20 protein-coding genes are annotated in these 17,840 nt (G+C 42.3%); 8 read left to right on the top strand and 12 right to left on the bottom strand.

All coding sequences use genetic code 11. The annotated features are described in order from the left end of the window. Positions 1-163: 163 nt before the first annotated feature. The 5 genes from WBJ10_RS08225 to WBJ10_RS08245 all read right to left on the bottom strand — a co-directional run bounded on the left by WBJ10_RS08225 (position 164) and on the right by WBJ10_RS08245 (position 4,301). Positions 164-820 carry a flavin reductase family protein gene (locus WBJ10_RS08225; RefSeq protein WP_424289162.1) on the bottom strand — a complete coding sequence of 219 codons (657 nt, stop codon included), beginning with the start codon at positions 818-820 and terminating at the stop codon, positions 164-166. Between the two features lies 1 nt (position 821). Continuing rightward, complete coding sequence (locus WBJ10_RS08230; protein WP_424289164.1) at positions 822-1,538, bottom strand: SDR family NAD(P)-dependent oxidoreductase; 717 nt, start codon at positions 1,536-1,538, stop codon at positions 822-824. Continuing rightward, entirely contained in the window at positions 1,535-2,218 is a 684-nt protein-coding gene (gene folE, locus WBJ10_RS08235; protein ID WP_424289166.1) for a GTP cyclohydrolase I FolE, read from the bottom strand. The genes WBJ10_RS08230 and folE overlap by 4 nt, the downstream gene beginning before the upstream one ends. Before the next feature lie 440 nt (positions 2,219-2,658). After that, positions 2,659-3,501 carry an arsenite methyltransferase gene (locus tag WBJ10_RS08240; RefSeq protein WP_424289168.1) on the bottom strand — a complete coding sequence of 281 codons (843 nt, stop codon included), beginning with the start codon at positions 3,499-3,501 and terminating at the stop codon, positions 2,659-2,661. A 239-nt stretch (positions 3,502-3,740) separates the two neighbouring features. Next, positions 3,741-4,301 carry a hypothetical protein gene (locus tag WBJ10_RS08245; RefSeq protein WP_424289170.1) on the bottom strand — a complete coding sequence of 187 codons (561 nt, stop codon included), beginning with the start codon at positions 4,299-4,301 and terminating at the stop codon, positions 3,741-3,743. A gap of 699 nt (positions 4,302-5,000) precedes the next feature. Here WBJ10_RS08245 and WBJ10_RS08250 point away from each other — a divergent pair. After that, entirely contained in the window at positions 5,001-5,147 is a 147-nt protein-coding gene (locus WBJ10_RS08250; protein WP_424289172.1) for a hypothetical protein, read from the top strand. A 586-nt stretch (positions 5,148-5,733) separates the two neighbouring features. Here WBJ10_RS08250 and WBJ10_RS08255 read toward each other — a convergent pair. Next, a complete protein-coding gene (locus WBJ10_RS08255; protein ID WP_424289174.1) occupies positions 5,734-7,245 on the bottom strand; it encodes a GNAT family N-acetyltransferase in 1,512 nt (503 codons plus the stop codon). Between the two features lie 231 nt (positions 7,246-7,476). Beyond that, positions 7,477-7,935 carry a hypothetical protein gene (locus tag WBJ10_RS08260; protein ID WP_424289176.1) on the bottom strand — a complete coding sequence of 153 codons (459 nt, stop codon included), beginning with the start codon at positions 7,933-7,935 and terminating at the stop codon, positions 7,477-7,479. Between the two features lie 176 nt (positions 7,936-8,111). On the opposite strand from WBJ10_RS08260, the gene WBJ10_RS08265 reads away from it, so the two are divergent. Next, the gene (locus tag WBJ10_RS08265) at positions 8,112-8,840 is read left to right on the top strand and encodes an SOS response-associated peptidase (RefSeq protein ID WP_424289178.1); all 729 of its coding nucleotides are present in this window, start codon (positions 8,112-8,114) and stop codon (positions 8,838-8,840) included. A gap of 50 nt (positions 8,841-8,890) precedes the next feature. Here WBJ10_RS08265 and WBJ10_RS08270 read toward each other — a convergent pair whose 3' ends face one another. Next, on the bottom strand, positions 8,891-9,184 hold the full coding sequence (locus WBJ10_RS08270) for a hypothetical protein (RefSeq protein WP_424289180.1): 294 nt from the start codon (positions 9,182-9,184) through the stop codon (positions 8,891-8,893). Between the two features lie 146 nt (positions 9,185-9,330). Further along, the gene (locus tag WBJ10_RS08275) at positions 9,331-10,236 is read right to left on the bottom strand and encodes an EamA family transporter (protein ID WP_424289182.1); all 906 of its coding nucleotides are present in this window, start codon (positions 10,234-10,236) and stop codon (positions 9,331-9,333) included. A gap of 370 nt (positions 10,237-10,606) precedes the next feature. Between WBJ10_RS08275 and WBJ10_RS08280 the strand changes: the two genes are divergently transcribed. Genes WBJ10_RS08280 through WBJ10_RS08295 form a run of 4 tightly spaced genes read left to right on the top strand, consistent with a single transcriptional unit; the run spans position 10,607 to position 13,360 of the window. Next, positions 10,607-11,326, top strand: coding sequence for a DUF547 domain-containing protein (locus WBJ10_RS08280; protein WP_424289184.1), 720 nt, complete (start codon positions 10,607-10,609; stop codon positions 11,324-11,326). Between the two features lie 7 nt (positions 11,327-11,333). After that, the gene (locus WBJ10_RS08285; protein WP_424289186.1) at positions 11,334-11,666 is read left to right on the top strand and encodes an arsenosugar biosynthesis-associated peroxidase-like protein; all 333 of its coding nucleotides are present in this window, start codon (positions 11,334-11,336) and stop codon (positions 11,664-11,666) included. 15 nt (positions 11,667-11,681) lie between these two features. Next, positions 11,682-12,728, top strand: coding sequence for an arsenosugar biosynthesis radical SAM (seleno)protein ArsS (arsS, locus tag WBJ10_RS08290; protein WP_424289188.1), 1,047 nt, complete (start codon positions 11,682-11,684; stop codon positions 12,726-12,728). Then, positions 12,728-13,360: a TIGR04282 family arsenosugar biosynthesis glycosyltransferase gene (locus WBJ10_RS08295; RefSeq protein WP_424289190.1), complete on the top strand. Its 633-nt coding sequence runs from the start codon at positions 12,728-12,730 to the stop codon at positions 13,358-13,360. The genes arsS and WBJ10_RS08295 overlap by 1 nt, the downstream gene beginning before the upstream one ends. Here WBJ10_RS08295 and WBJ10_RS08300 read toward each other — a convergent pair. Then, positions 13,326-14,018 carry a TIGR04283 family arsenosugar biosynthesis glycosyltransferase gene (locus tag WBJ10_RS08300; protein WP_424289192.1) on the bottom strand — a complete coding sequence of 231 codons (693 nt, stop codon included), beginning with the start codon at positions 14,016-14,018 and terminating at the stop codon, positions 13,326-13,328. The two genes, WBJ10_RS08295 and WBJ10_RS08300, sit on opposite strands and share 35 nt — an antisense overlap. A gap of 115 nt (positions 14,019-14,133) precedes the next feature. On the opposite strand from WBJ10_RS08300, the gene WBJ10_RS08305 reads away from it, so the two are divergent. Beyond that, positions 14,134-14,613 (top strand): TlpA disulfide reductase family protein, encoded by a 480-nt coding sequence (locus WBJ10_RS08305; RefSeq protein ID WP_424289194.1) that lies wholly within the window; start codon positions 14,134-14,136, stop codon positions 14,611-14,613. On the opposite strand, the gene WBJ10_RS08310 is transcribed toward WBJ10_RS08305, so the two are convergent. Both WBJ10_RS08310 and arsM read right to left on the bottom strand, forming a co-directional pair. After that, positions 14,610-15,602 carry an NAD-dependent epimerase/dehydratase family protein gene (locus WBJ10_RS08310; protein WP_424289196.1) on the bottom strand — a complete coding sequence of 331 codons (993 nt, stop codon included), beginning with the start codon at positions 15,600-15,602 and terminating at the stop codon, positions 14,610-14,612. The genes WBJ10_RS08305 and WBJ10_RS08310 overlap by 4 nt on opposite strands. Before the next feature lie 10 nt (positions 15,603-15,612). Further along, on the bottom strand, positions 15,613-16,584 hold the full coding sequence (gene arsM, locus WBJ10_RS08315; protein WP_424289198.1) for an arsenosugar biosynthesis arsenite methyltransferase ArsM: 972 nt from the start codon (positions 16,582-16,584) through the stop codon (positions 15,613-15,615). A 187-nt stretch (positions 16,585-16,771) separates the two neighbouring features. Between arsM and WBJ10_RS08320 the strand changes: the two genes are divergently transcribed. After that, a partial coding sequence (locus WBJ10_RS08320; RefSeq protein ID WP_424289200.1) for an ATP-binding protein occupies positions 16,772-17,840 on the top strand: 1,069 nt, incomplete at its 3' end.

Here is a 17,840-nt window from a genome sequence, read left to right on the forward strand (position 1 = left end):
GGAACTCGTTTCAAGCATCATCCATTCCTGTAGATCCTTCTTTTTCTGGGTGTCGGCAAATACTTCAGCAACAAAAGTATCGGCATCGGCATCACCAAGGAGTCTTCTGGAATTTAAGAAGTTGTCACTATAGTTATTGGGTTGTGGCATTTACATCGTTATTCTATGGATACAACCTTACTTCCTCACTTTTCAAACTCACTGTTATTCCCGGTTTCGCATACGCCAACCGCTCGGTAAATTTCGGCTGATAATACGCGTCGAGCCCCGTTACTGCCATTGTTCCTGCCCTTTCATGGTCCACCAAGCCATCATCGCCAATTACCTCATTTTCCGTTAAGATGTGCATCACCTCACCAATCACAATCGTGGTGCCGTTAAGCTCCATTCCTATTACATCGCGTAGTTCCAGGCCAATTCGAATCGAAGACTGTCGTACAAAAGGCGCCTTAAATGAGGGTAGATATTCTTTACTAAACCCGCATTGATCGAACTCTGAAACACCTGATGGATAACTCGCACTGGTTTGATGAGCCTGCTGCAACCATTCGGACTGCACATTATTCAAAGTATAGTGGCCCGTGTCCTTAATATTTTTGAGTGTATCATTATGTTCCCTTTCAGGCCGCATTACGATTCCAATAAGAGGCGGATTAGATCCCAGATGGAAAGCAGAGCTAACAACAGAAAGATTTGTTATGCCATCTGGACTTATTGTCCCTAAAAGATTCAGCGACTTATAACCCGCAACACTATTTATAAGGTTTATGCGGCAATATTTTTCCATCTGAGCGATATGCTCACTGTTAATTTTTAACATCTCAATTAGTTTTCAATTTACCTAAACCGCCATCCACACCAATAACCTGCCCTGTTATCCAGCTACTCTCATCAGATAACAAAAATCTGATCAAATTACTGATATCTTCCGGCTTGCCGATGCGGGACAAGGGATGCCTTTTAGCTGAGGCTTCGCGTTTTTCCGTTGAATTTAAAAGATTTTGCGCCATAGGTGTGTCTGTCAGCGAAGGCGCAACTACATTTACACGAATCTGCTGAGCGGCAAACTCTGCCGCCAATGCCAAAGCCAGGCCTTCAACAGCACCCTTTGCTGCCGCCACACTGGCGTGATAGGGCAATCCGATTTGAGCAGCAACAGTACTTATTAAGACAATAGATGATCCTCCGGAGGATTTCAATTGTTTTGCGGATTGTTGTATAATTTGGGCTGCTCCCAAGACATTAAGGCGGTAGTCATTCAAAAAATCATCTCCTGACAACCTTGCAAATGGTTTCAAATTGATGCTTCCCACGGCGTAAACCAACCCGTGCAAAACGGCAGGAAGAAATGATTGTACGGAGTCCAGATCACCCGTGATATCCAATTCGAGGTGTCTTACCTCTTGTGGAAAATCTCCGGGTTTGGTTCTCGAAATTACATAAACGTCTGCCCCACTTTCTACTAAAGAATCAACCAGAGCTAAACCAATACCCGAACTCCCTCCTACTACAAGAATGTTTTTCCCGTGAAATTTCATTTATAGATGTATTTAAGAAACTCATTACGGGTATCAGCATTTAGAAATTTACCGCTGTACTCCGCTGTAACTGTGCTGCTTCCTGTATCTTTTATTCCTCTGCTGGAAACGCAATGGTGATTGGCATCCACAATTACTGCTACATCTTCAGTCCCCAGCGCTTCTTTCAGAAAGTTGGAAATCTGAATGGTCAGCCGCTCCTGAACCTGCGGGCGCTGAGAACAATATTGTACTATTCTATTGAGCTTTGATAAGCCTATTACTTGTCCGCTGCTGATATAACCTATGTGTGCTTTTCCTACTATTGGAACGAAATGATGCTCACAGTTACTATAAACCGCGATATCCCTCTCGACAAGCATCTCTTTAAAACGGTATGAATTTTTGAAGAGTGTGGTTTTAGGCTTATTGGCGGGGTTCAATCCACTAAAAATTTCCTTAACATACATTTTTGCTACTCTTTTGGGAGTATCTTTCAGGCTGTCATCGTCCATATCCATTCCAAGAACCTGCATTATGCTCTTGAAATGTTTTTCGATCAAGTCGATTTTTGTTTCATCGTCGAGTTCAAATGCATCGGGGCGTAAGGGGGTTTCAAAGGATGCGTTGTAGTGTCCCTCTTCAAGATCTAACAGATCTTCTGTGTCGATATGCTCGTTGTTTATAGTTTTTTCCATCATCAGATATGCAATCGTAAATTATGATAATCATCCTGACCATTTGCTCAGGACAATAGTACAAAAATATACCATTTATATGATATATAGTATAAAAATATACAATACAGATTCATTGTGAAATTGGGATGACTTTACCGTAATCGGAGGAATTTACAATTTGGGACCTACAGCATACGTACCTTATAAGAATTAACCGCAGAGGGCGCAGTGTACACGCAAAGGGCGCAGAGGGCAAAGCGTGCAACTTTGTGCACAAGATAGAAGCTATCATACATGCAGTAAGAAATTAAAAACGCAAGGGATGCAAGGAGTTCTAGCAAGATCTGAAAGGCTTGGTAGAAATCAAGCTTTGCATTTTTTGCGTAAAACCTTTGCGTCCTTAGCGTTAAAATAGGCGTCTTGCACTCAATTTATAAAAACGAGGAGCTAGTCTTATAAAATTAGCAACACTCCGGCCCGCAGCACTCTTTCTTATCCGTTCCCTTCTCAGCCGAAACAGTAATGCTGAATATCCCCGAACTTCCTGTGTTAAACTCATTTACTCCTGCTTCGTCAAGGTAATTTTTCAATATGTCGGCAGGAATATGGATCGACTTTTCCTTTTGAACTTTGATATTTTCAAACCCATTAGTCTTTATGAGATTCAAATAAACATCCTTTGCAATTGCTCCGGAAACACAACCCGCATACATTTCCGCAGCAGATTGAAGAGCCTCGGGCAAATCGCCGATCAATACCACGTCAGAAATACTGAAGTGCCCGCCTGGTTTCAGAACACGATAAATCTCTTTAAATACTCCATCCTTGTTGGGAACCAGGTTCAGGACGCAATTGCTAACTATTACATCAGCTACATTAGAGGCGACAGGCATATTCTCGATATCTCCCTGTCTGAACTCCACATTATTAAAGCCCAACTTATCCGCGTTAGTTCTGGCTTTCTCAATCATCGCAGGAGTGAAATCGATTCCTATGACCTTCCCTGATTCACCGGTTTCGGATCTGGCCACAAAACAATCATTTCCAGCACCGCTACCCAGGTCAATTACCGTATCGCCGCTTTTGATACGGGCAAACTCTGTAGGCAAGCCGCATCCAAGGCCCAGATCAGCTTCAGCTTTATAGCCAGGGACGTTTGTATAATCATCAGTCATAATATTATAGACTTCGGTGGAGCAACCGCCCGCGCCACAACATGAGGCCTGGTTTGATTCTTTATCCTGCAAAGCAATTTCACCATATTTCTGCTTTACTAGTTCTTTTAATTGGTCGTCGGTTTTCATTTCGGTATTGTTTAATTTTCAAAATTGTGCTAATTCGAGTGGGAATATGTCTTACTGCTCTATAAACGGGTGGTTCTACCATTCCCATAATTATATCGTAATAATACGATTAATATCTGTGATTTCCAAATTAATACTCAAATTATTTTCCCTCTGAACGACAATTAGGATCGCTTGAAAGAAAGAGGCCCGAAGGCCTCTTTCCAGGGACATACCTTAAGCTAACACGGGAGATTAACTTATAACAGCACCTCTTGCGTGGTGACGTTTCCAGGCAGATCAGCAGCACTGACGAGGATCTTCGTGCCCGCTAAAACAGGATTCGTGGCCGTTGCGAGGTAAATCCAGTCGGCGCCGTTTGGAGAAAGCACTGCCGTACCTTCCTCGATCAAACTGTCAGCACTATCCGTTATTTTCAGTTCTACCGAAACGACTTTGAAATCGTCGACGGCACGGACGATGATTTTATCGCCGATCTGTCCAGTGTAATCGAAGACATGAACTCTGGTGATCTGAGGTGCTTTGCAGAAGTCGGATACTGCAAGATTAAACGCTGTTTGGTTGTCTTTTACCTTCGCCTGGTAAAGACTTTTCAATTCCGGATCAGCTATAACGCCCCTGGCGTAAATTATGCCTTCCGCAAAAGTTTCGCGTACCACTTGTTGACGGATACTATTGGGATCCCGTTTCCGGGATGACCTTCTGGTGATAACCGTTTTGCGTCCCCGCTGACTGTAAATTAGACGCTTTCCGAAGCGACCGCTTGAACCTTCTATGAGGTCATTTTCTAATAATTCCATGATGTTTTTAATTTAAATGAACAATTCAGTTTCACATTCAGATTACCGGTAAAAATGCTTAAACGAATATACGATTTGAAAGAGTTAAATATCTCATTTTCAATGGTTTGATGCCGGTTTTGACCGTTAATGGCAGATAGTGGATTGATTTGTCATCAGATGTCAAGGAAAATTTAGTTCTGACTATAGCACTTCGAATGTTGAACAACAATGCATACTTCGTATGCAGTTTGAACACGGAGACCACAGAGGAAAAACACGAAGAACACTGAGGCAAAATGAATATGCATCATGCCCTCCGTGGTTTTCCTCTGTGCACTCCGTGGTTAAAGAACCGCTTGCAAGAACTTTGCGCCTTCGCCGTTAATTCTTACACGTATAAAAGGAAGCTGCTCACGTGCAACAAAAAATCACCGCTTGTTCACCGCTCGTTGACCGCTCATTGTCCGCTCGAACACCGCTGAAACACCGCTCGAGACCGCTTGGTGACCGCTCAAGGACCGGTTCAGCTATTGTTCAGCCATTGTTCAGCCATTGTTCAGGACCGGTTCAGGACCACTCTTGTGCCGCTTTAACACCGGTGGAGGGGAAAAGTGAAAACCAAAATGGAAAACTGAAAACTGAAAGTGGAAAACTGAAAACTGAAGGTGAATACTTAAGTGTGGGAAATCAAGAGTTAACTAAGCAAAAAAAGCAGCCTTGAAATTAATCAAGGCTGCTTCGATTTCAGGGCGTGGACCCAATAACTACAAAAGGGAACATGCGGATGTAGGGGAAGAGCTGGTCGACCGGCAGGCAGAGAAACTCAGCCACCTGGTGGTAAGTTACGTTCTGCCCTTTCCCTAATCCGAAGCGTTCCTTGATCTCCTGCAAAAGGCGCCTGCATGTCCTTTCGCTCTTGCCGTTGATCTTCATAAGATCGGAGGCATACATAAAAAGTCGTGGTGTTTTCATAGTGCTTTTTTTCTTTAATTTAAGCAAAAAACAAGGCTAGTACAAGCAAAAATGCACTTTTACGAGATTCGCAAGGGCAGTAAAAGCTCAATTATGAATCTCGAAACGGCGGTGCTAGCGAGATTGTAAAATTCATAATGGGGGTGCTAGCGAGATTATGAAATTCGCAATGGGGGAAATGGGATTCTGGGAGTTTTTGAAAGAAATATTTGGATTTTTCGGCGTGAAATGGGGCTGTTCCCTGAGATCCCGGGTCTACGCCCGGGACGGGTCTTGTGCAGACGCGGCGTAAAGCTCGCGGCCTCTATAAATTTCAAAATTCCCAGGATTAAAATCACAGCGGGGCGACCTTACTTTGTAGGATACAATGCATGCGACACGAGCCGTGTGACACAGCGGCTTGGGCCGCGTGTCTTTGAGGAGATCCCCGACCTAGCCGGGGAAGAGCCGGGCGCCGACTCTGCACCTCATTTTATCATCAACTGGATTTATTCAATGAATACAAATCCAACCTCCTGTCTTTCATATTAGTAACAGAACCATTTGAATGCAAATGCTTCAGCAAATCAAGGTCAAGATCTACGATTAATACCGTTTCAGCATTCGGCGTTGCTTCCGATTTAATACCATTCGTTGGGAACGAAAAATCACCCGGAGTGAATACTGCAGATTGTGCATACTGAATATCCATGTTCTTCACTTTAGGTAAATTCCCGACACTACCTGCTATTGCCACGAAACATTCGTTTTCAATTGCCCTGGCCATAGCGCAGTGCTTAACGCGTGTAAATGCATTCTGGGTATCCGTAAGGAAAGGCACAAACAGAATTTCCATTCCCTCATCTGCCAAAAGCCTTCCCAGCTCCGGAAATTCCACATCATAACAGATCAAAATACCAATCTTGGCGCAGTCTGTTTCAAATACCTTTAAGCCATTTCCTCCTTTGATCCCCCAATATTTCTTCTCGTTAGGGGTAATGTGAAGCTTTTCATAGCGTTCAGTTCCTCCATTACGATGACACAAATAGCCAACGTTCAACAAGGAGTCATTTTCTACAAATGGCATGCTTCCGGTAATGATATTCACATTATACTCCACCGCCATCGTCGCGAACTTGTCCAGGATCAGCGTTGTGTACTTTGCCAGATCCCTGATAGATTCCGCCTCTGACAGATTATTCGTTGCCGACATTAAAGGGGCGTTGAAAAGCTCCGGAAAAAGAATGAAATCGCATTTATAGCCGGAAACGACGTCTACAAAGAATTCCATCTGGTCAAATAGTTCCTCCAGATTTTTGAGACTCCTCATTTGCCACTGCACAAGACCAATTTTTACATTGTTCTTTTTCTTTACGTGCGCATGTCTTACACTTTCAAAGTATACATTGTTCCACTCGATAAGAGTGGCATAATCTTTAGATTCCTTATCGCCGGGCATGTATCCCGTTAAAATTTTCATGACGTGGAAATCGTTTGCCAGCTGGAAGGACAAAACCGGGTCATGAATCTCTTTATTTTTTACAGCCTGAATATATTGTTTCGGTGTAAGCGTGTCAATATATTTATGATAGTTCGGGATCCTTCCACCAGCAACTATTCTCGACAAATTGAGGTTTTCACACAACGCTTTACGAGCTTCATAAAGCCGCCTGCCCACACGCATATTCCGAAATTCGGGATTAACGAAAACTTCTATTCCATATAATACATTGCCTGCAGGATTATGGGTATCAAAACTATAACCGCCTGTCGCCTCAGCGTATGAATGCGCAGTTCCAAGCATTTCATAATCCAGAATCAGCGACAGCGCGCAGCCGGCAACCTTGCCGTCAACAGTTACACACAACTGGCCTTCCGGAAAAATGTCAATCAGTTTTTTTATATGATGTTCTTTCCAATAAGCTGTTTGCCAGTTATCGTAAGCCTGAATCATCGCTTCTTTCAAGCTGTTGTAATCTGTTAATTCTAATTTCCTTACCTCGATGTCCATGTATTGAATGATTATAGCAACACCTTCCCTTCCCGCGGAATTTCCAGTTTAAGCTGCAGAATTGAATTTCCCCTGGAATGGGGAGACGGGAGCAAAGTTAACGTACCTGTACGTTATGTAAAATATAATTAACAAAAAGATTATGGGAGAAGACAGCTTTTCATGGTGGTATCTGTTTAGCGTTTTATTCTATTACGAGCGGAATGAATAAATCGATACAAGATACCGAAATCATTCACATTCCTTTTCCTCAAAAACAAACCTCCCCTTCTCATAATCAATCGGCACCCTATCATCAAACTGGGCAGATCCCATCACTGTCATAAACTGTCCCACCCCCATCGTCAGTTTGTTATCTCTTTTTAAGAAAGCAAGCGGGTTACGAAAAGCCGGATCAGCCTTGTTTATCTTGAAATCAAAATATCCTTTGAGCGTATCGCCGTGCATTTTCCCAGTGAACTTTCCATCGTAAGTCTCCATTTTATTGACATAATTGATCTTTAGAGTCCCGGCGATTGCTTTTTGAGCCGTGTCAATAGAGAGCCATGCAGTGTCACCCAATGAAATAGACTGAAAACAGGCCATCTTTTTTTCAAACACTTCTTGTTTTTTCGGCTGTTCCCGGTTACAACTGAAAATTAAAATACTCAGTGCGCACGCTGAAGCGATAAATAGTGGTGGGTGTTTCATATTTCGGTGGTTTTGTATAGTTTTTATAATGATGATAAGATACAGAACTTTCCATAATTATAGTTTAGCGTCCCCGACAAGGCTAGTTTCAACCAATCATTAAATTGAGAAATAACAATTCCTTTCCTAAACTGTAATTTAGTGGTATGAAAATTAATAACCCATAAGATTCTACAATGTGTTACCACGCCCAACAAAAGGCAGCAGCCCGCAAACTTGAAGCTGATTTTAAGAGGACCTTAATCGAGCTCGAGAAATATGAAATCCAGCATCATTCCAACGGTTTTAGCCATAAGAACTTTGCTGCGATCGCGAATTATGAAGGCGAAGACGCACTTCATCTATTTCAATGGGGCCTAATCCCCTTCTGGGTTAAAACCCTTGCGGAAGCAAAGAAAATTAGCAATAACACATTAAATGCCAAGTCAGAAACCATATTTGATCTGGCTTCCTTTAAGACTTCAATTATTTCGAAACGATGTGTCATCCCGTTTACGGGCTTCTATGAAAGCCGGGATATTGGGGGCATAAAGTACCCTTACTTCATTTATCCAAAGAACAGTGATTATTTCCTTGTAGGTGGGATTTACAGCACATGGAAGGACAAAGGAACTCAAGAAACGATTAAATCTTTCTCCGTTATAACAACTCCGCCAAACGACATCATGCGGACCATTCACAATGTGAAACAGCGCATGCCATTGATACTCAAGCAAAACGATATCGATGCTTGGGTCGACCCGACGCTGCCTAAGCAAAGTATTATAGATTTAATGCAGCCGCATGCAGACGAAGAGATGGCTGCTTATACGGTAAGTAAAGATGTGAATTCGTCAAAGGTCCATTCGGACAGAGATGATATCACCACCCGGGTGGAATATGAGGGAATTGAATGCTTCGGTTAGATTAAAAAAGTATGCCGAACGCCTTATCGGAATACGGCATACTATTCTTCTTAACCCGCTTTTTCTGCTAAAAAGTCGTTTAAATGTTGTTCTAATACATCGGAATTATGTTCATTCCGTTCTTCATCATGGGAAACTATAATGGCTTCATCATCTACTGTGATAGTAAACGCGATTCCTTCAATTATTTCCGGACAAAGTACATTGATGATATTTTGTACATGCTGATAATCGATCTCCAGATTTGAATCGAGTTTGCTATTCACGTATTCTTTGAAATTATTTTTCAGCAAGCTGAATACGTCTTCCGCGCTAAGCGGCTGTATATTGTTAATGGTTGTCATAATTGGTTAAATTGATTGTTATTTAAAAAAAGCAGAAGGATTTTGCTTACGCAGATGTACGCACAACAACCCCGCCAGAAAAAGGGAATTGGTTTAATTGGCAGGGTGTCATTGCGAGCAAAGCGAAGCAATCTCTTCGACCACTTTTACCGAGCCCTCAAACCCTTCAACACCCCCTGCACATGCTTCTCCAGCAAACCAAAAACCAATCCGCCGATGATAAACAAAGATGCCAGCAACTTCCACGAAGGAAGCTCTTCCCCCAGATATAATGCTGAACTGATAAATCCTACCACCGGAATCAGAAGTGTAAATGGCACAACAGCAGAAGTAGAATAGGACTTCATTAGAAAACCCCATAAACCGTATCCCACATGGGTTGAGACATATACTATATAGCAAACTGCCAGCACGGTGCTCCAGGATGAATTTTGCAGGGAGGTCTGGATGAGCTCCGGGCCATCAAAAACTAAGGATATAAGAATCATGGGTGGGAAGGCAAAAAGATTTCCCCAGACTACCAGGGCGAGAGGCGATTGAGACTGGATCTTCCTGGTATACATATTGCCTGCCGACCATGAAAAAGCAGCAAGCAATATTAGAATCAGGCCGATTAACGTTGCCCCGCCACCAATATTGATCCCAACAATCACAATTCCGATAAAAGAAATTAATGAGCCAATAATCTTGAAAGTACTTGGTCGGTCCTGAAAGAATAAAAACGCCAGCCCTATGGAAAAGAAGACCTGGACCTGAAGGACGAGTGAAGCCAGCCCGGGGGATAAGCCAAGATAGATTCCGGTAAAAAGCAGTCCGAACTGCATGACAAAGTTAAATAAGCCATAGGCTGCGATAAGCTTCCAGGGAACTTTTGGCCTGGGGAGAAAAAATACCCATGGCAGGGCTGAAAGTCCGAATCGGAGAGCACACAACAGAAAGGGAGGTAAAGTTTTTAAGGCTATGAAAACGGCTATGAAATTGATGCCCCACATCAGCACAATTGATAGCACAATTAGGATGTGTTTGGGTGGTAGATTGACGGTGGTTTTCATTGAGAAGGGGCAAAAGTACGAATATAATTAGGAATGATTTGTCTGAAATAGGATTCATAAGATGATAGGATGAATAGGATGCCGGGCGGAGAAATGTCTGGGAATAGGATTCATAAGATGATAGGATGAATAGGATGCTGGGCGGAGAAATGTCTGGAAATAGGATTTATAAAGACGAATACAATACGTGATTATAGGATTAAAAAGATTCTTAGCTTAAATTGGCGGCGTGTAATTCGTGATTAGCAGAAGTAGGGCTATCGGTTTGAATAAGCCTGGATTTGGCCTAGATCTAAATGGATGATTTTATCGTAGATACCATATGCATCGGTGTATATTATTTATTTTAATCATAAGTTCGGGAAATTTAATGGCTGCGCCAAGCGTCGATACGATGTCGGTAAACTATATTCAGCTTTCACAGGATTTCCTTTATGCAGCCCGGACTGGCGATAGTGTACAGGGCTATTTGGATACATTAGTCTCGGCAGAAAAAATGGAACTTGCCAATCAGCTCCAAAACGATCAGCAAAAACTTGCTTTCTGGCTGAACATTTACAACGGCTTTACTCAGGTGATTTTATCAAAGAATCCCGAAAAATACAATTCGAGGGGGGCTTTCTTTTCCGACAAGCAAATCCTTATTGCCGGGCAAGAATTATCACTGGATATAATTGAACATGACCTGTTGCGCCGATCGCAAATCAAATGGGGACTCGGGTATTTAACTAAAGTGTTTCCTTCGAGATTTGAAAAAAAATTCCGGGTCAGTAATCCGGATAGCAGGATTCACTTCGCACTAAATTGCGGTGCAAAAAGCTGCCCGCCCATTGCATTTTACGAACCTGAAGAAATCGATTCCCAGCTGGAAATGGCAATGCAAACCTACTTATCGAATGAGGTCGAGTTCGATGCGGAGAAGAATATCGTAAAACTGCCGGCTATAATGGGATGGTTCCGTGGTGATTTCGGTGGGAAAAAAAATATGCTGGAGCTTCTCAGAAAGAATAACTTTATCGGCGGTGATGCATCTCCCAAAATAGAATTTAAAGAATACGATTGGACACTTTTCCTAAGCAACTATAAATAAACATACTATGTCGAACTATTACGAATCCGAAGACTTAAAGAAGTTTGGAAACATTGGTGAATTTCAAAAAGAAATGGGCGATAAGTTCTTTTCCTATTACGGCGAAGTATTCAAAGATGGGGCCCTCACCGCAAAAGAAAAATCTCTAATTGCGTTGGCCGTGGCCCATGCTGTGCAATGTCCTTATTGTATCGATGCTTACAGCTCGGATGCCTATGAAAAAGGTTTCAGCGAAGCACAGATGATGGAAGCGGTACACGTTGCTGCGTCCATAAAAGGCGGAGCAGTACTTGTTCATGGAGTACAGATGATGAATAAGGTGAAAGAGATATCCATGTAATCTTTACACTTTCCTATGAAATCACTTAAGGTTTTACAACATCCGCTATCTAACAGCACCAACCAGCTTATTATTCTGGAAAATGACGGGCAAAGCCCTCATGAACGGTTCAGAGACAAAGTTGCAACTCTTGGCATGTATCCCCTAAAGTCTTTGGAAGTTGAAATTTTCCAGATTAATATCGGGAAAATGTGCAACCAGGTCTGCAAGCATTGCCATGTGGATGCAGGTCCCGACAGAAAGGAAATCATGACCAGGGAAACCATGGAATTATGTCTGGGTATATTGAATACGAGTTCTATTAAAACGGTCGATTTAACCGGAGGAGCTCCCGAAATGAATCCAGAATTCAGGTGGTTTGTCGAAGAAATCAAAGCCCTGGGCAAACACATTATCGTACGATGCAATCTCACTATAATACTTGCCAACAAGCGTTTTCATGACTTGCCGGAATTTTTCAAAAAACACCAGATCGAAGTAGTTTCTTCATTACCAAGTTTCACACAAGACCGTACGGACAGGCAGCGCGGTGATGGTGTTTTTGAAGATTCCATTAAGGCGCTGCAGATGCTGAATGCGGTGGGTTATGGTGTTGAAGGCTCAGGGTTGATTTTAAATCTGGTGTATAATCCCGCGGGAGCATTTTTACCTCCGGATCAGGATGCTTTAGAACGGGAATATAAAGCAGAACTTGCCAAGCGATTTGGAATTTCATTTAATTATCTTTTCGCGATCACCAATATGCCCATTAGCCGATATCTGGACTACCTTTTAGAATCGGGAAATTATGATAAGTACATGGATAAGCTAATTGAAGCGTTCAATCCCGCCGCTGTGAAAAACGTCATGTGCCGCAATACTATTTCAGTAAGCTGGGATGGATATCTTTACGATTGCGATTTTAATCAGATGCTTGACCTCAAGATATCGTGCGAAGATTCTCAGCACCTGTCCACTTTCAATGCCGACTTGATTTACGAACGAAATATCGTGTTAATGCAGCATTGCTTTGGCTGCACCGCTGGAGCCGGATCGAGTTGCGGAGGTGCAGTAACTGAATAATGGAACAGTCAGGCGATTGCTTAATTCTTTTTGTCAGGGCTCCCGTGCTGGGTAAGGTCAAAACGCGCCTTGCCGCCACAATTGGGGATAAAAATGCTTTGATGGTATATGAGCTTCTGCTGAAACATACACATCGCATAAGCGCTGGTCTGAACTGCACGAAGTATGTTTATTATGCAAACGAGATAAGTCAGTATGATTTATGGGATAATGGAAATTTCCATAAAGCTGTTCAGAAGGGCAATGATCTAGGCGATCGGATGTTGAACGCTTTTCAAACCGCATTTCATGATGGCTTCGAACGGGTAATGATTATTGGAAGTGATTGTTATAAGCTGGATACCGGACTTATACAGAAAGGCTTTGAACTCCTTTTACAGGATGATGCCGTAATCGGCCCTGCTGAGGATGGCGGCTATTATTTACTGGGCCTGCGAAAAATGGCTCCGGAAATCTTTAAAGAGAAAAGTTGGAGTACAGATACAGTTTTTAGCGACACTATAAGTGACTTAGAAAAAGGAGGCCTGTCTTATAGGCTTCTTCCAACACTTCCAGACGTGGATGAAGCCGCTGATCTGGAACGAAGCAATATATCGCTCAGCGATAATGCAGCATTTCCTTATACGCCTTAACCATACTTTCCTGAGAGGCTCCGGATTTGTACATCCGAAAAATCCGATAGTTGGCTTTTTGTATGGTGAACCAGGAATTAGTCTCGTATTTCCTTGCGGAGATAGAAGCCGCCTTATTAAAGATTTTATATTTCCTGTTTTTTCTAGCCCGTGCACAAAACTCGAATTCCTCCATAATCTTAAGCGACTTGTCGAATCCGCCAGACTCCTGAAACAGTTTCCTGCTTATAAACAAGGTTTGATCACCGCCCATACCTTCCAAGGTATCCAACTTACTCAGAAAAGCATTGATTTTTAATAGCCATCTGTCGCTTTGGTATTCCGAACGGTAGCGGCCAAGATCATAACCCTCATCCAGAGCAGCCATGATATCGCCGGCGTAACTGGCTGGTGGTATAGTGTCGGCATGCACAAAATAGAAGACGTCGCCGCTTGCTACCGATGCTCCGTAATTCATTTGCGAAGCTCTGCCCCTTTCTGGCGAAGCGATGACGCGTGCGCCGGCACCGATTGCAGCTGCCTGTGTATTATCAGTGCTGCCGCCGTCAGAAACAATAATTTCTTTCAGGAACCCAGCACCATTCTGGAATAAATAATTTACAAGAAATGAGATAGCCGAAACTTCGTTTAAGGTGGGAATAATAACACTTATACTCATAGGAGAATCTAAATCAAGACGAATTACGTAAATTAAACCGAAGCGGAAGAGCTTTTGTGCAGAAATAATCCCGAACTTAATGAGTGTGCCGAAGCCCTTAGAAACAAATTGTATTATGATGAAAAAGATCTTATTAATTGCCGGACTATTAATGGCAGCATATATCAGCAGCATGGCTCAAACTGTGAAGCAAGTGAACACACAGGATCTGCAGACCAGATTCAAAGCAGGCAGAGACACTGTATATGTTGTCAATTTCTGGGCCACCTGGTGTAAACCTTGTATTCAGGAACTTCCGTATTTTGAAAAATTCAGCGCTGAAAATAAGTCGCGCCCCGTAAAGGTTTTGCTCGTGAATGTAGACGCCAAGTCAAAACTGGAAAGTTCAGTAAAGCCTTTCATTAAAAAGAACGGGCTTAAAAATGAAGTTCTTTTCTTAAATGAAACGGCCTACCAGGCGAAGATTGACAAAAACTGGAAAGGGGCCTTGCCCGCAACCTTGATTGTAAACGGAAAGACTGGAGAACGAAAATTCAATGCCAAAGCCTTAACATACGATGAACTTGTGAAGGTTTATAAAGAGGTGGCAAACTAATTCTGGGTCTGGAGCCAGCTTAGAGTTTTTTGCAGACCTACTTTGAAAGGAGTAATTGAATATCCCAGCTCGAGACTGGCCTTTTCTGATGAGACAATCCAGTTTTTAGAATATTTTTTAACGAAGGGCGGGGTAATAAAAGGGTGTTTTCCAAAGGTTTCCGCTATTCCGAGCTGCAGATAAGACAAGATAAGCATCATTGGCAGTGGCACATTATAAAGCCGGCGATTTTCACCGCTCAATTCGTCTATCATACTAAAGAAATCGCCGTAAGAAACATTCTCGCCACCTAGAAGATATCGTTCTCCCGGTTTGGCAAATTCCATAGCCTTGAGGAACCCTTCGAGCACATCATCAATGTAAACGTAATTGCCTATACTTTTTCCATGGCCGGGCTGGATATTCCATTTTCCGTTAATGTACATTTTGATCAGCCTTGTAAATCCGTTACTTTCAGTCAGGATTCCAGGGCCGTATACCCTGCTGGGATTGACAATTACTACCGGCAGCCCTTTCCTGACAAATTGGTTAGCAACTACTTCCGCCTTTAACTTGCTTGCTTCATATAATGTTTCAAGTGCTGGCGAGTGGTTAGTGCCTTCAGCAACTGGCTTTCCATCGACCGAATGGCCCACAACACCTGCTGTAGATGTAAAAAGAACTTTCCGGACATCTTGTTTCATACAGCATTCTAATACGTTTTGTAAACCATCCACATTTAATCGATCAAATAGTCTTGAATCTTTATTCCATACCGATGCAAGAGCCGCCAGGTGATAGACCTCCTCACAATCGCGCATTGCAGTTTGGATGGATTCTACATTCAAAATACTACCTCGGAAAAGCTTGATATTTTTATGGTTCAACAGCTCATCGGCTTTCGATATATCCCTGACAAGGGCATGAATTATAAACCCTTGTTCAGCAAGCATCAGAGATAATCTTTGTCCGAGATATCCAATTGCGCCGGTGATAAAAATCTTCTTCATGCCTGGAACCTTAACAACATCCCCCTCCATCGTAAAACCAGGTGGAACTGGAGATAAACAAATCAGCACGACCTATAGAAGCCAGATTAGCGGCCGTTTTATCGCAAACGGCTAGGGGTTGATTCGAGAGGAGAACATGTCCTTTATCATCATCAAAATACTCTTCATCACCAAAATAAATTGCCGCCTTACCAGTAAATATGCAAGGCCCATCTGCAGGCATAGGATCTTTAATCGCACAAATCTCTACACTTTCTATGTAAAGCAATTCGTCGGTTTGATAATGTGACGGGGCAATTATGCGATATGGCCTTCTTGCCCGCACTTCTATGGTACCAAAGCCAATATCAGTAACTGCCTTTAGATAATCATTTAATGGAAGGGCACCTGTTAAGCAGAGTGCTCGAAGCCTATCATCATTTCGCAATTGCTCGTTCATTAAAGTATCACAAATAGGATCAGACATAACGAGGCGGCCGCCAGGCTTCAGAACACGATAGACCTCAGACAATGCCTGTTTTAAATCGCCTTCTTTAAAAATATTAAAAAGACAATTTTGTCCGACTATATCAATGCTGTTATCCTCAACGGGAAGATCCAGCGCGGATCCGCTTCTCAGATCCACGAAGTCACGTTTAAACCAGGGGTTCAGTTGCTCCGCTTCTGTTAAATTATTACTGCAGACATTGAGCATCTCGTCAACGATGTCAACCCCTATTACCCCGCCTGTGCGGCGACTAAAATAAGAGAATTGCAGTAGTTCCATTCCCCCTCCAACGCCTACATACAGTATATTAGGACTATTGCTTAAATCACGGGCGCTGACAATAGAACCGCAACCATAATTCATTTCCTGCATGATTTTAGGAATTTCCAGTCCGGGGAGCACATTCATGGGGTTGGTAGTGCAGCATAAGCCGACATCCGGTTTTATAGCAGCTTCACGGTATAAATTAGCAGTTGCGTCTAAATAAGAATCCATATACTTCAGTTTTGTGTATTAACTACGCTTTAAACATCCGAAAAGATTTAATAGGGAACAAAAAATAAGCAATATTGAGCGTGGGGAATCTCGGATAAATCTAAAATCAATAATGTACCTTTGCTCACCATTACGATGAAATAAATACATTGAGCAGACAAGACTTTCTTTTAGCGGTATTCGGAGGATGGTAGATCAAAAACAAAAAATTAAAGAACTCATCAAACTTAATGATGAGCTCGAGAATTACTTCTGTAATACCCTAATCCCCCAGTTGTTTGTCGACCGCAACCTGATCTTACGGAAGTTTACCCCTCCTGCGATGAAACAGTTTTCATTAAAAGCAGGGGATATAGGCAGGGATATTGACGATGTCAAAGATAATTTCCGCTTTCCTACTATTGTCGAGGATATAGAACAGGTCATCAAGAGCAATAAAATGCTTGAAAAAGAAATACAGACTACGGATTCAAGATGGTATCAAATGAACGTGATCCCCTACGTTATCATGAAAACCAAAAGAACTGATGGTGTCATCATTACTTTTATAGAAATAACAGCGCGTGTTAAGGATTTAAAAAATCAGGAATGGCTGATTGCCGGTCATGAAACTTTGCTGGACACTATATCTCATGATATTAAAGGGCCCCTGGCTAGTTTATTATTGACTATAGGCCAGTTAAAAAAGGTTTCCGCGGATAAGTCGAAAAAATTTGTACTGTTCTTCAAGATTCTGGAGAGTTCTGTTAAAAAGATGCAGTCCATTATTACTGATTTGACAGATGCCACGAAATTAAAGGACCAAAATAAAATCGAGGAAGAGCTTATTAATTTCCAGGATATCCTTGACGATGTGCGTCTTACCCTGGCCGGAACCATTATGGAATCAGGCGCTGTAATTGCCAGTGATCTGAATGTTTCTGAGATATTGTATTCCCGCCGGAAACTAAGAAGCATAGTCTACAACCTCATAAATAATGCTATTAAATTTCATTTACCAAAGAAAACTCCTGAAGTACAGATCACTACCAAAAAGTCGAAAAACTTTGTAGTTATTACGGTTAAAGATAATGGCATCGGCATTGATAAAAGTAAACACGAAGAGGTGTTTTCAAAATATACGCGCGTTGCAAATAGAGTGGATGGTTCCGGTGTGGGTTTATATTTGGTCAACGAAATCGTGGCCAATTCGGGCGGTAAAATAACACTGAAAAGCAAGTTAGGCAAGGGTTCGGAATTTAGCGTCTATCTGCCAG

The sequence above is a fragment of the Daejeonella sp. genome, assembly GCF_049655485.1.
In the GTDB taxonomy this organism is placed as follows: Bacteria; Bacteroidota; Bacteroidia; order Sphingobacteriales; family Sphingobacteriaceae; genus Daejeonella.

Bases quoted from the DNA above. Each gene is read 5' to 3' on its own strand.
- WBJ10_RS08275 (WP_424289182.1), bottom strand. From the start codon at position 10,236: ATGAAAACCACCGTCAATCTACCACCCAAACACATCCTAATTGTGCTA.
- WBJ10_RS08310 (WP_424289196.1), bottom strand. From the start codon at position 15,602: ATGAAGAAGATTTTTATCACCGGCGCAATTGGATATCTCGGACAAAGA.
- WBJ10_RS08260 (WP_424289176.1), bottom strand. From the start codon at position 7,935: ATGAAACACCCACCACTATTTATCGCTTCAGCGTGCGCACTGAGTATT.
- WBJ10_RS08305 (WP_424289194.1), top strand. From the start codon at position 14,134: ATGATGAAAAAGATCTTATTAATTGCCGGACTATTAATGGCAGCATAT.
- WBJ10_RS08280 (WP_424289184.1), top strand. From the start codon at position 10,607: ATGGCTGCGCCAAGCGTCGATACGATGTCGGTAAACTATATTCAGCTT.
- WBJ10_RS08230 (WP_424289164.1), bottom strand. From the start codon at position 1,538: ATGAAATTTCACGGGAAAAACATTCTTGTAGTAGGAGGGAGTTCGGGT.
- WBJ10_RS08240 (WP_424289168.1), bottom strand. From the start codon at position 3,501: ATGAAAACCGACGACCAATTAAAAGAACTAGTAAAGCAGAAATATGGT.
- WBJ10_RS08295 (WP_424289190.1), top strand. From the start codon at position 12,728: ATGGAACAGTCAGGCGATTGCTTAATTCTTTTTGTCAGGGCTCCCGTG.
- WBJ10_RS08255 (WP_424289174.1), bottom strand. From the start codon at position 7,245: ATGGACATCGAGGTAAGGAAATTAGAATTAACAGATTACAACAGCTTG.
- arsM (WP_424289198.1), bottom strand. From the start codon at position 16,584: ATGGATTCTTATTTAGACGCAACTGCTAATTTATACCGTGAAGCTGCT.
- WBJ10_RS08245 (WP_424289170.1), bottom strand. From the start codon at position 4,301: ATGGAATTATTAGAAAATGACCTCATAGAAGGTTCAAGCGGTCGCTTC.
- arsS (WP_424289188.1), top strand. From the start codon at position 11,682: ATGAAATCACTTAAGGTTTTACAACATCCGCTATCTAACAGCACCAAC.
- WBJ10_RS08225 (WP_424289162.1), bottom strand. From the start codon at position 820: ATGTTAAAAATTAACAGTGAGCATATCGCTCAGATGGAAAAATATTGC.
- WBJ10_RS08270 (WP_424289180.1), bottom strand. From the start codon at position 9,184: ATGACAACCATTAACAATATACAGCCGCTTAGCGCGGAAGACGTATTC.
- WBJ10_RS08265 (WP_424289178.1), top strand. From the start codon at position 8,112: ATGTGTTACCACGCCCAACAAAAGGCAGCAGCCCGCAAACTTGAAGCT.
- WBJ10_RS08285 (WP_424289186.1), top strand. From the start codon at position 11,334: ATGTCGAACTATTACGAATCCGAAGACTTAAAGAAGTTTGGAAACATT.
- WBJ10_RS08300 (WP_424289192.1), bottom strand. From the start codon at position 14,018: ATGAGTATAAGTGTTATTATTCCCACCTTAAACGAAGTTTCGGCTATC.
- folE (WP_424289166.1), bottom strand. From the start codon at position 2,218: ATGATGGAAAAAACTATAAACAACGAGCATATCGACACAGAAGATCTG.